General features: G+C 52.1%; 12 protein-coding genes. 8 read left to right on the top strand and 4 right to left on the bottom strand.

Going from position 1 to position 13722, the window contains the following annotated elements:
• Positions 1-155 precede the first annotated feature (155 nt).
• The 4 genes from clpX to bolA all read right to left on the bottom strand — a co-directional run bounded on the left by clpX (position 156) and on the right by bolA (position 4432).
• Positions 156-1427 carry an ATP-dependent protease ATP-binding subunit ClpX gene (gene clpX, locus C7434_RS00805; protein WP_033738665.1) on the bottom strand — a complete coding sequence of 424 codons (1272 nt, stop codon included), beginning with the start codon at positions 1425-1427 and terminating at the stop codon, positions 156-158.
• A gap of 132 nt (positions 1428-1559) precedes the next feature.
• Positions 1560-2183: an ATP-dependent Clp endopeptidase proteolytic subunit ClpP gene (clpP, locus tag C7434_RS00800; RefSeq protein WP_006117959.1), complete on the bottom strand. Its 624-nt coding sequence runs from the start codon at positions 2181-2183 to the stop codon at positions 1560-1562.
• Positions 2184-2518: 335 nt separating this feature from the next.
• Positions 2519-3823 (bottom strand): trigger factor, encoded by a 1305-nt coding sequence (gene tig / locus C7434_RS00795; protein ID WP_133745052.1) that lies wholly within the window; start codon positions 3821-3823, stop codon positions 2519-2521.
• A gap of 294 nt (positions 3824-4117) precedes the next feature.
• Positions 4118-4432 (bottom strand): transcriptional regulator BolA, encoded by a 315-nt coding sequence (gene bolA, locus C7434_RS00790; RefSeq protein ID WP_006117961.1) that lies wholly within the window; start codon positions 4430-4432, stop codon positions 4118-4120.
• A gap of 266 nt (positions 4433-4698) precedes the next feature.
• Here bolA and C7434_RS00785 point away from each other — a divergent pair, with 266 nt between their 5' ends.
• From C7434_RS00785 to C7434_RS00750, 8 genes are all read left to right on the top strand, one after another.
• Positions 4699-5277 (top strand): lipoprotein, encoded by a 579-nt coding sequence (locus C7434_RS00785; protein WP_006117962.1) that lies wholly within the window; start codon positions 4699-4701, stop codon positions 5275-5277.
• A gap of 46 nt (positions 5278-5323) precedes the next feature.
• Positions 5324-6796 (top strand): muropeptide MFS transporter AmpG, encoded by a 1473-nt coding sequence (ampG, locus tag C7434_RS00780; protein ID WP_133745051.1) that lies wholly within the window; start codon positions 5324-5326, stop codon positions 6794-6796.
• Positions 6797-7242: 446 nt separating this feature from the next.
• Positions 7243-8169, top strand: coding sequence for a cytochrome o ubiquinol oxidase subunit II (cyoA, locus tag C7434_RS00775; protein ID WP_033738657.1), 927 nt, complete (start codon positions 7243-7245; stop codon positions 8167-8169).
• 4 nt (positions 8170-8173) lie between these two features.
• Positions 8174-10156 (top strand): cytochrome o ubiquinol oxidase subunit I, encoded by a 1983-nt coding sequence (gene cyoB / locus C7434_RS00770; RefSeq protein WP_033738655.1) that lies wholly within the window; start codon positions 8174-8176, stop codon positions 10154-10156.
• The gene (locus tag C7434_RS00765; protein ID WP_006117966.1) at positions 10156-10767 is read left to right on the top strand and encodes a cytochrome o ubiquinol oxidase subunit III; all 612 of its coding nucleotides are present in this window, start codon (positions 10156-10158) and stop codon (positions 10765-10767) included. Before cyoB ends, C7434_RS00765 begins: the two co-directional genes overlap by 1 nt.
• Positions 10767-11096 (top strand): cytochrome o ubiquinol oxidase subunit IV, encoded by a 330-nt coding sequence (locus tag C7434_RS00760; RefSeq protein ID WP_006117967.1) that lies wholly within the window; start codon positions 10767-10769, stop codon positions 11094-11096. The genes C7434_RS00765 and C7434_RS00760 overlap by 1 nt, the downstream gene beginning before the upstream one ends.
• A gap of 12 nt (positions 11097-11108) precedes the next feature.
• On the top strand, positions 11109-11996 hold the full coding sequence (gene cyoE / locus C7434_RS00755; protein WP_006117969.1) for a heme o synthase: 888 nt from the start codon (positions 11109-11111) through the stop codon (positions 11994-11996).
• Between the two features lie 132 nt (positions 11997-12128).
• Positions 12129-13493, top strand: coding sequence for an MFS transporter (locus C7434_RS00750; protein WP_006117970.1), 1365 nt, complete (start codon positions 12129-12131; stop codon positions 13491-13493).
• Positions 13494-13722 lie beyond the last annotated feature (229 nt).

Below are 13722 nucleotides of genomic sequence, written 5' to 3'. Positions count from 1 at the left end.
TGATGGGTACCGCATCAGGCAGGTGTGCGGTCAAACCCACAGGTGTCTGAGTATATGGGGATGATTGTCAGACATTCAATGTCACAACGGTGAGAAATGCAAAAGGGGAAAGATTTTCCCCTTTATAGATGGCACAATGTGGACGATTTGTTTATTTATTCGCCAGAAGCCTGAGCTTCGTGCTTGCCATAAATCAGCATGGGTTCAGACTGACCTTCAATCACCGACTCATCAATCACCACTTTCTCGACATCTTCCATGGACGGCAGATCGTACATGGTTTCGAGCAGCGCGCCTTCCACGATAGAACGCAGACCGCGCGCACCGGTTTTACGTGACATCGCCTTTTTAGCAATCGCCGTCAGGGCTTCGTCACGGAACTCCAGCTCAACGCCTTCCAGGTTAAACAACGCCTGATACTGCTTGGTGAGTGCGTTTTTCGGCTCACGCAGAATCTGAATCAGCGCTTCCTCACTCAGTTCATTGAGCGTGGCTACCACAGGCAGACGGCCAATGAATTCTGGGATCAGGCCAAATTTGATCAGATCTTCCGGCTCACATTGCGCCAGTAACTCGCCTTCTGTTGCCTTCTGTGATTTACCTTTCACCGTTGCGCCAAAGCCAATGCCTGAACCGGTTTCAACGCGCTGCGAGATAACCTTATCCAGACCGGCGAAGGCGCCACCACAGATAAACAGAATCTTAGAGGTATCGACCTGCAAAAACTCCTGCTGCGGATGCTTACGGCCACCCTGCGGCGGCACGGCGGCGACGGTGCCTTCAATCAACTTCAGTAACGCCTGCTGCACACCCTCACCCGATACGTCGCGGGTGATCGATGGGTTGTCTGATTTACGTGAAATTTTATCGATTTCATCGATATAGACGATACCACGTTGGGCTTTCTGCACATCGTAGTCACATTTTTGCAGTAGCTTCTGGATGATATTTTCGACGTCTTCCCCCACATAACCGGCTTCGGTCAGCGTGGTTGCATCCGCCATGGTAAAAGGCACATCCAGTAAACGGGCCAGGGTTTCAGCCAGCAACGTTTTACCGCTACCGGTCGGACCGATCAGCAGAATGTTACTTTTGCCCAGTTCGATACCGTTGCTGGTATCCCCGTTGCGTAAACGTTTGTAGTGGTTGTACACCGCCACGGCCAGGACTTTTTTGGCCCGTTCCTGACCAATAACGTAATCGTCGAGGTGATGGCGGATCTCATGCGGCGTAGGCAGCGCACTACGTTCGCGATGCGGGGCAACCTCTTTAATCTCTTCGCGAATAATGTCGTTACACAGATCAACGCACTCATCGCAGATATACACTGACGGCCCGGCAATCAGCTTACGCACTTCATGCTGGCTTTTGCCGCAAAAAGAGCAGTACAGCAACTTTCCTGAACCGTCTTTGCGCTTATCTGTCATCAGTTAACCTCTTCTTGTTCTCAGGCCGTACCAGCCGTACAGCACTGGCCGTGGGTACACGGCCGATGTTCATTCAACCCGTCATTATCTTGTCCTGTTAACTATAGACCAGAGACAAGGTGAAGTTAGGGCTTATTGGCGATGCGTCAGGATTGAATCGACCAATCCATACTCTACCGCTTCGCTGGCGGAGAGGAAACGGTCACGCTCAGTGTCACGCTCAATTTCTTCCAGTGACTTACCGGTATGTTCCGCCATCAGCTCGTTCATGCGCTGCTTCACTTTCAAAATTTCACGCGCATGAATCTCAATGTCGGTCGCCTGTCCCTGATAGCCACCCAGCGGTTGGTGAATCATCACGCGTGAGTTTGGCAGGCAGAAACGCTTGCCTTTCGTCCCGGCTGTCAGCAGGAAAGCCCCCATTGAGCAGGCCTGGCCCATACAAATGGTGCTGACGTCAGGCTTGATAAACTTCATGGTGTCATAAATTGACATGCCAGCCGTAATGACGCCACCCGGTGAGTTGATATAAAGGTAAATATCTTTTTCCGGGTTCTCCGCTTCCAGAAACAGCATCTGGGCCACAATCAGGTTAGCCATGTGATCTTCTACCTGGCCGGTTAAGAAGATAACGCGCTCTTTAAGCAGACGGGAATAGATATCGTATGAACGCTCGCCGCGCGAGGTTTGCTCGACCACCATTGGCACCAACGCATTGTGCGGTGCAGTAAACTCACGATCGCCACTGTATGACATTACCGTCTCCTGGATAAATTTCATTGGCAACATTCTGTACCGATTTTACGTAAGACGAGCAACAAAAACTATGCTCTGCCTCTTACCGACAACATCAGGACGGTTAATCAGTCAGCCGAACTGTTTTTTGCATACTCCCTCTATCTTGGGATAGTGCTCAGTTGTTTCAAGCATAACAACCTTTTCATCAATCGCTAACCCGGAAAAAGCGATGCGTGAACAATTCGCCTAAAAATTAATCAAATAGCGACAGGCCCGTTGTCAGAAAGCGTATTACAGAAAAAAGCCCGCGACTTTTCAGGCGCGGGCTTTAGCACAAGGGGTTAAACGGACGATCAGGCCTGAGCGGTCTGATTCATCAGTTCCTGGAAGTTAGTTTCTTTTTCAGAAACTTTGGCTTTCGCCAGCACAGCTTCAACCGCCTGCTCTTCCAGCGCCACATTGCGCATGTTGTTCATCAGCTCGTTATTTTTGCTGTAGAACTCGATCACTTCCTGCGGATCTTCGTAAGCAGACGCCATTTCTTCGATCAGCACTTTAACGCGATCTTCATCGGCTTTCAGCTCGTGCGTGCGAATCACTTCGCCCAGCAGCAGACCGACCACAACGCGACGCTTCGCCTGCTCTTCGAACAGTTCGCGTGGCAGTTCCAGCGCTTGCTTCTCGTTACCACCAAAGCGTTGTGCAGCCTGACGACGCAGAACGTCGATTTCGCTGTCGATCAGCGCAGCAGGCACATCAATAGGGTTCGCTTCAACCAGACCGTCGATAGCCTGTGTCTTCACGCGGTTACGAATCGCGCCTTTCAGCTCACGTTCCATGTTCTTACGCACTTCCGCACGCAGGCCCGCAACCGAACCATCTTCCACGCCGAAACGCTTGATGAATTCTTCGGTCAGTTCTGGCAGTTCGCGCGTTTCCACTTTCTTCAGCACGATCTCGAACTTCGCGTCTTTCCCTTTCAGGTTTTCCGCGTGGTAGTCGTCAGGGAATTTCACGTCGATAGTGAAGGTTTCGCCTGCTTTGTGACCCACAACGCCTTCTTCAAAGCCTGGGATCATACGGCCCTGGCCCATGGCCAGAACGAAGTCAGATGCTTTACCGCCTTCGAATTCTTCGCCGTCAACACAACCGGTGAAATCGAGGGTAGCGCGGTCTTCAGCACCCGCTGCAGCGTCGGTTTCAATCCAGTTAGCCTGCTGCTTGCGCAGCGTTTCCAGCATGGTATCGACATCGGCATCGGTCACTTCGACCTGAGGCTTTTCAACTTCGATGTTTTCCAGGCCTTTCAGCTCAACTTCTGGATACACTTCGAACTCAACCGCATAGGTGAAGTCCTGACCTTCTTTGTATTCGCCTGGCACATAGTTAGGCGCGCCAGCCGGATTGATCTTCTCTTTGATGATGGCGTCAACAAAGTTACGCGTCATCAGATCGCCCAGCACGTCCTGGCGCACAGAAGCACCGTAGCGCTGCGCGACGATGTTCATGGGCACTTTGCCTTTACGGAAACCATCGATACGGACTTTCTTCGCCACATCCACCAGTTCTTTTTTAACGGCGCTTTCGATGCTGTCAGCTGCGACAGTAATCGTAATGCGACGGCCCAGGCCCTGAGTGGTTTCTACAGAAACTTGCATCTTGTTACCTCAAAAAATCACGTGCTCGGTCAACTTCAGACACCACACATTAATTAATGCGCCGTATCTAACAACCGGGACGGCTTCCGTGAAGAGAACCTGATCCCTGTTACCAGAAGCGTCCCGAAGACATTCCGGAAAAATAGACGCAGCATTATAGCGGCATCACTGAGATGAGTCGAGGACGCTAAGTCACCACTTTTCAGGGAGTTTGCTGCTTTTTTGAGCCAGGTAACGCGTTTAGCAAGGATAAAACACAAAAACGGCCCGCAGGCCGTTTAAAAAGAGAGGGTGTTATGCGAGTGTGCCCGCGCCGCGACAGTTCGGCGAAGCGAGTACCGTATCCTGCAATCCTTCCCACTCTTTCAGGGTATAAGTATGCAAGGCCAGTGCGTGAACACTTCCCGCCAGCTCAGCACTGAGTTCACCATAAATTGCGCGATGGCGGGCAAGAAAACGCTGACCGGTAAAAACGTCGCTGACAATCACCACTTTGAAATGGCTTTCAGAACCGGCAGGCACATTGTGTCGGTAGCTTTCATCATGCACTTCCAGATGAGCCGGCTCAAAAGCCAGACGCAGCTTCTCTTCTATCTGTTCTCGAATCATGGTTTTACCCTCAATGGCGAGCGCTGTGCCCCATCTGTTTAAATATTAGTCCGTTTTTGGCTGCGCAACGCGACAGCGGACGTAATATTATCACTCCGTCGCCCTCTTCGCTTGTGCCTTGTCAGGCGGGGAATATGAAAAGGTAGAGAGCAAGAAAAATCGCCTTGCGCGGTTTACCTTGTGGCAAAGGGCTTTATTCACTGCACCGCTTTGCTATGATGGCCGCAGTTTTTGCACACCAACCCATGACACTAACGAGAAAGCGTATGTTGAAAAAACTGTTATTCCCGCTGCTGGCTGCTTTTATCCTGGCCGGTTGCGCTTCCAGCAACAACACATTGACCATTCAACCTAAGATTCAGCTGCCACAGCGCGATCCGAGCCTGATGGGCATTACGGTGAGTATCAACGGCGCCGATCAGCGTCGCGATCAGGCGCTGGCAAAAGTTAATCGCGATGGACAACTGGTCAGCCTGACCCCGTCGCGCGATCTGCGTTTCTTACTTCAGGAAGTGCTGGAGAAACAAATGACAGCGCGCGGCTATATGGTCGGTCCTAATGGCGCGGTTGATCTGCAAATCATCGTCAATAATCTGTATGCCGACGTCACCCAGGGTGATGTGCGTTACAGCATTACCACCAAGGCGGATATCTCTATCGTGGCGACCGCGAAAAATGGCAATAAACAGATTAAAAATTACCGCCAGACCTACAGCGTAGAAGGGGCTTTCAGCGCCACCAATCAGAAAATCACCAATGCGGTGAATTCTACGCTGAGCGACGTGATCGCCGATATGGCGCAGGACACCAGCGTCAACGACTTCATCAAACAAAACGCCCGTTAATCAGGTCTTTTGCCCGGCACCCGGCCGGGCACTTTTCAAGGTCAGTATGAATCACTACTTCCGTGTCTTCCGCCAAAAAAATGCAGCCATTTTACTCCTTCTGGGATTCGCATCAGGTTTGCCTCTGGCCTTAACCAGCGGGACGCTACAGGCGTGGATGACGGTTGATAATATCGATTTGAAAACCATCGGATTCTTTTCACTGGTGGGCCAGGCCTATGTGTTTAAGTTTCTCTGGTCCCCCATGATGGATCGCTTCACGCCGCCGCTTCTCGGTCGGCGCAGAGGCTGGTTGCTCATCACGCAACTGGCACTGGTGGCCAGCATTGTGGCAATGGGCTTTTTGCAGCCCAGCCGGGATTTAACCCTGATGGCGGCACTGGCGGTACTGATTGCATTCTGTTCTGCGTCACAGGATATCGTCTTCGATGCCTGGAAAACGGATGTGTTGCCGCCGGAAGAACGCGGAAGTGGCGCTGCCATCACGGTGTTAGGCTATCGCCTGGCAATGTTGATATCGGGCGGTCTGGCGCTGTGGCTGGCCGATCGCTATCTCGGCTGGGAGGCGACTTACTGGCTCATGGCCCTGCTCCTGCTGCCCTGTCTTATCGCAACCTGTCTTGCCAAAGAGCCGGACAACGCGCAGGCCGCGCCGCGTACGCTACGTCAGGCGGTTGTCGATCCTCTGCACGATTTTTTTAATCGCAACAACGCCTGGCTGCTGATCACGCTCATCATTCTTTACAAGCTCGGCGATGCATTTGCCGCCTCTCTCACCACCACCTTTTTGATTCGCGGCGTGGGATTTAATCCTGGCGACGTCGGGCTGGTAAACAAAACGCTGGGCTTGCTGGCGACCATCATTGGCGCGCTTTATGGCGGCATGCTGATGCAACGCCTGAGCCTGTTTCGCGCGTTAATGATTTTTGGCCTGCTCCAGGCGGTGTCGAATTTCGGCTACTGGCTGCTGGCGGTCACCGACAAACACCTCTGGAGCATGGCGAGCGCGGTCTTTATTGAGAACCTGTGTGGCGGAATGGGAACCGCTGCGTTTGTCGCGCTGCTGATGACGCTGTGTAATAAGTCCTTCTCGGCGACGCAGTTCGCCCTGCTGTCTGCGCTTTCAGCGGTAGGCCGGGTTTACGTGGGACCTGCAGCCGGTTATCTGGTCGAGATCTGGGGCTGGCCAACGTTCTACGCCTTTACCGTTTTCGCCGGTCTGCCGGGCCTGGCCCTGCTGGCTTTTTGTCGCGGTACACTGGACTTTACCCAAAAAACCGGCCAGTTTTTGCCGCGCCGCTATTTTTCCACAGGCTACCGCTGGACGAAACGGCTGTTTGCAGGCGGATGCGGGTTACTGGCGCTATGGCTGCTGTCGCTGGCGCTGAATGCAACGGGTATGCTCACGCTTTCGACGTGGCTGGCTCCGCTGTTTGAAGCCGGTATGGCGCTGGCGCTTTGCGGTGTGCTGTCCGGCGTGGTGCTGGATTATCGCGCATTGAGAAAGGCCGGGAATTGACCTTTTGCCTCATAATCGCACAGTCGCAGGTGCCATTTCAGCCAATTGGTTAAGCGAACCTAATTTGTCTTTGCGTGTCAATTTACAAAAAATATTTTTATCATGTGTGCGCTTCGGGCAAGATATTTAAATCCGGTACGCAATTAATTAAGTTAAAAATTAGAGAAAAAATGATGCAATATTGTTAAATAATTGGGTATTAAAAGTCAGGGTTATTCCTTTCCTACTTTTGTTTAACCCCGCATCCATCTCTTTTTGTTATATTACTGCCAACTGCTTGTCCACGTTAATAATTTGTCACCGAGAACAACATCTGTGACACCCTTAGCAAAAGGTGTCAACATGGTTCTGACACATCCTTAAGCTGGTTTACACTGCATAAACCTTCCCGTAAAATGCGCGCACACTTAAACGACAATAGAGCCCTTTGTCATTGAGGTCGTTAAATGAGACTCAGTAAATACAATAAAAGTTTGGGGATTTTGTCATTAATCGCAGGCACTTTATTAATGAGTGGCTGCGATAATGCATTGTTAAATCCCAAAGGACAGATTGCGCTGGAGCAACGTTCGCTGATACTGACCGCTTTTGGTCTGATGATGATCGTCGTGATTCCTGCAGTCTTAATGGCCGTCGTGTTTGCCTGGAAATATCGGGCGTCGAACACGAATGCTAAGTACAGTCCTAACTGGTCACACTCCAATAAAGTGGAAGCTGTGGTCTGGACCATTCCGATCCTGATCATCGTTTTCCTTGGTGTACTGACCTGGAAATCAACCCATGCGCTGGAGCCAAGCAAACCCCTGGCCTCTGACGTGAAACCGGTTGAAATTGACGTCGTTGCTCTGGACTGGAAATGGTTATTCATTTATCCAGAACAAGGTATTGCGACAGTTAACCAGATTGCCTTCCCGGCAAACACCCCGGTTAACTTCAAAATCACCTCCAACTCCGTCATGAACTCCTTCTTTATTCCTACGCTCGGTAGCCAGATCTACGCGATGGCGGGCATGCAGACCAAACTGCACCTGATTGCCAACGAGCCAGGAACTTTCGACGGTATTTCCGCCAACTTCAGTGGTCGCGGTTTCTCTGGCATGAAGTTCAAAGCCATTGCAACCAAAGACGATGCGGAGTTCCAGCAGTGGGTTGCCAAAGTAAAAGCGGCACCTAACACGCTGATGACGATGGATGATTTCGAGAAAGTGGCTGTGCCAAGCGAAAATCACCCGGTGGAATATTTCTCTTCAGCTAATCCTGAACTGTTCTTGCAGGTCATTAACAAGTTCATGAATAGCCACGGGAAAATGGACATGTCTGAACACAAAGGCATGGACATGAGTCACACCGCTACCGCGGGAGCCGAGGAATAATACGATGTTCGGAAAATTAACTCTGGATGCAGTGCCCTACCATGAACCGATTATCATGGTTACGGTTGCCGGCATCATCATTGCAGGTCTGGCGATCGTCTCTGCCATCACCTACTTTGGTAAGTGGAAATATCTGTGGTCTGAATGGCTGACGTCAATCGACCATAAAAAACTGGGTATCATGTATATCATCATGGCGTTCGTCATGCTGCTGCGCGGCTTTGCTGACGCCGTGATGATGCGTACCCAACAGGTTCTGGCTTCCTCCGGGGAAGCAGGCATATTGCCCCCTCATCACTACGACCAGATCTTTACCGCTCACGGCGTAATCATGATCTTCTTCGTGGCGATGCCATTCGTGGTGGGTCTGATGAACATTGCCGTACCGTTGCAAATCGGTGCGCGTGACGTTGCCTTCCCGTTCCTGAACAACCTGAGCTTCTGGTTTACCGCAATCGGTGTGATTCTGGTTAACCTGTCTCTGGGTGTCGGCGAATTCGCGCAAACTGGCTGGCTGGCCTATCCACCGCTGTCGGGGGCAGAATACAGTCCCGGCGTGGGGGTGGATTACTGGATCTGGAGTCTCCAGCTTTCCGGTATTGGTACAACCCTGACCGGTATTAACTTCTTCGTGACCATTCTGAAGATGCGTGCGCCGGGCATGGACCTGTTCAAAATGCCCGTCTTTACCTGGGCTGCGCTGTGCACCAACGTCCTGATCATCGCTGCGTTCCCGGTTCTGACCGTGACTCTGGCGCTGTTGACACTTGATCGTTACCTCGACTTCCATTTCTTTACTAATGATATGGGCGGTAACATGATGATGTACGTCAACCTGATCTGGGTCTGGGGTCACCCAGAGGTGTACATTCTTGTTCTGCCGGTGTTTGGTGTCTTCTCCGAAGTCACGGCCACCTTCTCGAAAAAACGTCTGTTTGGTTATACCTCACTGGTCTGGGCGACCATCGCCATTACCGTGTTGTCGTTCATCGTCTGGCTGCACCACTTCTTCACCATGGGTGCCGGTGCCAACGTTAACGCCTTCTTCGGTATCATGACGATGATCATCGCGATTCCGACCGGGGTTAAAATATTTAACTGGCTGTTCACCATGTATCAGGGTCGCATTCAGATGCACTCTGCGATGCTGTGGACCGTAGGCTTCCTGGTCACCTTCTCTGTGGGTGGTATGACCGGTGTTCTGCTGGCCGTTCCGGGCGCTGACTTTGTCCTGCACAACAGTCTGTTCCTGATTGCGCACTTCCATAACGTGATTATCGGTGGTGTGGTATTCGGTTGTATGGCGGGTGTGACCTACTGGTTCCCGAAAGCCTTCGGCTTTACCCTGAACGAAACCTGGGGCAAACGTGCTTTCTGGTTCTGGATCATCGGCTTCTTCGTTGCCTTTATGCCGCTGTACGCACTGGGCTTCATGGGAATGACCCGTCGTCTGAGCCAGGATATCGATCCTCAGTTCCACTCTCTGCTGGTTGTTGCAGCGGTAGGTGCGGGTCTGATTGCCTGCGGTATTATTTGTCAGCTGATCATGTTCTACGTGTCTGTACGTGACCGCGACCAGAACCGTGACCTGACTGGCGATCCGTGGGGTGGCCGTACGCTGGAGTGGGCAACCTCTTCACCACCGCCGTTCTATAACTTTGCTGTTATCCCGCATGTGCATGAGCGTGACGCTTTCTGGGAAATGAAAGAGAAAGGCGAAGCGTACAAGCAGCCGGCTAAATATGAAGAAATTCATATGCCGAAAAACAGCGGTGCTGCGATTGTTATTGCCGCGTTTGCGACCATCTTCGGTTTTGCGATGATCTGGCATATCTGGTGGCTGGCAGGTCTTACTTTCCTCGGCATGATCGTAAGCTGGATCGTGAAGAGCTTCGACGAAGACGTGGACTACTACGTCCCTGTTGCCGAAGTAGAGAAGATTGAAAAGCAGCACTTTGACGAAATCAGCAAAGCAGGTCTGAAATAATGTCAACTACCGTAAAACACCACCACGACGCCCATGCGGAGCATGGGCATCACGATGCAGGAGCCAATAAAGTCTTTGGCTTCTGGATCTACCTGATGAGTGACTGCATTATCTTTGCAACCCTGTTTGCGACCTATGCAGTTATGGTTAACAACACCGCCGGCGGCCCGGCAGGCAAAGATATCTTTGAACTGCCGTTCGTGCTGGTTGAAACCGCCCTGCTGTTATTAAGCTCCATCACCTACGGCATGGCTGTTATCGCCATGAACAAGGAAAACAAAGGCGCCGTTATCGGCTGGCTGGCGTTGACCTTCCTGTTTGGTGCGGGCTTTATCGGGATGGAAATCTATGAATTCCATCACCTGATTGCTGAAGGCTTCGGTCCAAACCGTAGTGGCTTCCTGTCCGGCTTCTTTACACTGGTCGGTACGCATGGTCTGCACGTGACCTCGGGTCTGATCTGGATGGCCGTGCTGATGTTCCAGATCGCGAAACGCGGTCTGAACGCCACTAACCGTACCCGTATCATGTGTCTGAGCCTGTTCTGGCACTTCCTGGACGTGGTTTGGATCTGCGTGTTTACCGTTGTTTATCTGATGGGAGCCATGTAATGAGTCATTCTGTTAACGAACATGGTGCATCACACGGTAGCGTGAAGTCTTACATGATCGGCTTCATCCTCTCTATCATCCTGACGGCAATCCCGTTCTGGATGGTAATGGATGGTAGTGCTTCTCATGGAACCATCCTCGGCGTTGTGCTGGTCTGTGCAGTCGTTCAGGTGCTGGTTCACCTGGTTTACTTCCTGCATCTGGACAGCAAATCTGAGGGCGGCTGGAACATGGTGGCCATTGTCTTCTCAGCAATCATTATCCTGATTGTTGTGGTTGGCTCACTGTGGATCATGTGGAACCTCAACTACAACATGATGCCCCACTAAAGAGTCTGTGTAATGTTTAAGCAATACCTGCAAGTTACAAAGCCAGGAATTATTTTCGGGAATTTAATTTCTGTGATTGGCGGATTTTTGCTGGCCTCTAAGGGCAGCATTGATTACGCCCTGTTTCTCACCTCACTGGTTGGCGTGTCGCTGGTGGTTGCGTCAGGTTGTGTCTTCAACAACGTGATTGACCGCGATATCGACATCAAGATGGAGAGAACCAGGAATCGGGTGCTGGTTAAAGGCCTTATCTCCGCGAAAGTAAGCCTGGTGTATGCCACTGTGTTGGGTATTGCTGGCTTTGCACTGCTGTATTTCGGTGCTAACCCGCTGGCCATGTGGCTGGCGGTGATGGGCTTCGTGGTATACGTTGGTGTTTACAGCCTGTATATGAAGCGTCATTCGGTTTACGGTACGCTGATTGGTAGCTTGTCTGGCGCTGCGCCGCCGGTGATTGGCTACTGTGCCGTGACCAATGAGTTTGATGCGGGCGCCCTGATCCTGCTGGCGATTTTTAGCCTGTGGCAGATGCCGCACTCCTATGCGATTGCTATCTTCCGCTTTAAGGATTACCAGGCTGCCAACATCCCGGTCTTACCGGTTGTGAAAGGTATCTCTGTAGCAAAAAATCATATTACGCTTTATATCCTGGCGTTTATGATTGCCACGCTGATGCTGACGCTGGGTGGCTATGCAGGCTATAAGTATCTGGTCGTTGCCGCTGCCGTCAGCGTCTGGTGGCTGGGCATGGCGCTGTCAGGTTATAAAACCTCAAACGATCGGGTTTGGGCACGTAAGCTGTTTGTCTTCTCCATCGTCGCCATCACCGCGCTGAGCGTGATGATGTCAGTGGATTTCATGACGCCTGCGTCAAAAGATTTGCTGACTTACGTGCGCTGATGTGTACCAAAACAGCATGAAACGGGCGCGATTTTCGCGCCCTTTCTTTTTGTTACGACTGCTTAAGAACTATTGTTTTACCCTTCCACTCTCCCTCCCTAAAATAAATGCAGCACATCAACAGAGGTAGGAATGAACGATAACAAAATGACTCCGGTGGAGCTGCGCGCCACATGGGGCCTTGGCACGGTCTTTTCCCTGCGTATGCTGGGAATGTTTATGGTCCTGCCGGTATTGACCACCTATGGCATGGCGCTCCAGGGAGCGAGTGAAACCTTAATCGGTCTGGCCATTGGCATTTATGGCCTGGCTCAGGCCATTTTCCAGATCCCCTTTGGCCTGCTGTCCGATCGTATTGGACGCAAGCCTCTGATTGTGGGCGGCCTGCTGCTGTTTGTCCTTGGCAGCGTGATTGCCGCCAGCACGGAATCCATTTGGGGCATCATCCTTGGCCGGGCGTTGCAGGGTTCGGGCGCGATTGCGGCCGCCGTGATGGCGCTGCTGTCGGATTTAACGCGTGAACAGAACCGCACCAAAGCGATGGCGTTTATTGGCATCAGTTTTGGCGTTACCTTTGCGATTGCGATGGTGGTGGGACCGATTGTGACCCACGCGCTGGGCCTGCATGCGCTGTTCTGGATGATCGCAACGCTGGCGACGCTGGGTATTCTCATTACGCTTTGGGTGGTCCCCTCCTCCACTCAGCATGTCCTGAACCGTGAGTCGGGCATGGTGCGCGGCAGCTTTAAAAAAGTGCTGGCCAACCCGCGCCTGGTAAAACTGAATCTTGGCATCTTCTTTTTGCATATCCTGTTGATGTCGAGCTTTGTTGCGCTGCCCGACCAGTTTGAGCAGGCGGGATTACCGCCATCAGAACACTGGAAGGTCTATTTAACGACCATGCTGATCGCCTTTGCGGGCGTCGTGCCTTTTATCATTTATGCAGAAGTGAAGCGCAAAATGAAGCGCGTCTTTGTCGGCTGTGTCGGCATGATGGTCATCGCAGAAATTGTTTTATGGGGCGCGCAGGGCCATTTCTGGACGCTGGTGCTCGGCGTACAGCTCTTCTTCCTCGCCTTTAACCTGATGGAAGCCATCCTGCCTTCCCTGGTCAGTAAGGAATCGCCTGCCGGTTACAAAGGGACAGCAATGGGGCTTTACTCCACCAGCCAGTTTCTGGGCGTTGCGATCGGCGGAAGCCTGGGCGGTTGGGTGTTCGGTCATTTTGATGCGCAAACTGTGTTTATGGTGGGAGCGATTGTGGCGGCAATCTGGCTGTTCGTCAGTATGACCATGCAGGAACCGCCCTACGTCAGCAGTCTGCGCATTGTGCTGAGTGATGCGGCGCTGGCAGTACCGAACCTGGAGAAGCGCCTGAAGGCCCAGCCTGGAGTGAACGCGGTGCTGATCGTACCGGAAGAAAAAAGCGCTTACATTAAGATCGACAGTAAGATCACCAGCCGACCGGAGCTTGAAGCCCTTATCGGCGGTGGCTAATCCCCTGCCCTCACCGGGTTTGTCGTCTTTGACAAACCCGGTTTCTCCCGTTTATCCCCGCGCAAAATGCGTCCCTCTGGTCACGCAGATTCCGTCACGGACATCAGCACCTTGCAGGGCAAAAGCGTTGCTGTCGCGGAAGGGGAGCAGTGACAGCCTGACGGGTGTCACAGTCAGGCTGCCAACCTGACAGGATGCCTCAGAGGGCATCCTGTGCTCACGTGCTGAG

The sequence above is a fragment of the Pantoea sp. PNA 14-12 genome (assembly GCF_004364735.1).
In the GTDB taxonomy this organism is placed as follows: Bacteria; Pseudomonadota; Gammaproteobacteria; order Enterobacterales; family Enterobacteriaceae; genus Pantoea; species Pantoea stewartii.
This window is presented reverse-complemented; position numbering and strand designations above follow the sequence as displayed.

Bases quoted from the DNA above. Each gene is read 5' to 3' on its own strand.
- C7434_RS00750 (WP_006117970.1), top strand. From the start codon at position 12,129: ATGAACGATAACAAAATGACTCCGGTGGAGCTGCGCGCCACATGGGGC.
- cyoB (WP_033738655.1), top strand. From the start codon at position 8,174: ATGTTCGGAAAATTAACTCTGGATGCAGTGCCCTACCATGAACCGATT.
- ampG (WP_133745051.1), top strand. From the start codon at position 5,324: ATGAATCACTACTTCCGTGTCTTCCGCCAAAAAAATGCAGCCATTTTA.
- cyoE (WP_006117969.1), top strand. From the start codon at position 11,109: ATGTTTAAGCAATACCTGCAAGTTACAAAGCCAGGAATTATTTTCGGG.
- C7434_RS00760 (WP_006117967.1), top strand. From the start codon at position 10,767: ATGAGTCATTCTGTTAACGAACATGGTGCATCACACGGTAGCGTGAAG.
- cyoA (WP_033738657.1), top strand. From the start codon at position 7,243: ATGAGACTCAGTAAATACAATAAAAGTTTGGGGATTTTGTCATTAATC.
- clpP (WP_006117959.1), bottom strand. From the start codon at position 2,183: ATGTCATACAGTGGCGATCGTGAGTTTACTGCACCGCACAATGCGTTG.
- C7434_RS00765 (WP_006117966.1), top strand. From the start codon at position 10,156: ATGTCAACTACCGTAAAACACCACCACGACGCCCATGCGGAGCATGGG.
- clpX (WP_033738665.1), bottom strand. From the start codon at position 1,427: ATGACAGATAAGCGCAAAGACGGTTCAGGAAAGTTGCTGTACTGCTCT.
- bolA (WP_006117961.1), bottom strand. From the start codon at position 4,432: ATGATTCGAGAACAGATAGAAGAGAAGCTGCGTCTGGCTTTTGAGCCG.
- C7434_RS00785 (WP_006117962.1), top strand. From the start codon at position 4,699: ATGTTGAAAAAACTGTTATTCCCGCTGCTGGCTGCTTTTATCCTGGCC.
- tig (WP_133745052.1), bottom strand. From the start codon at position 3,823: ATGCAAGTTTCTGTAGAAACCACTCAGGGCCTGGGCCGTCGCATTACG.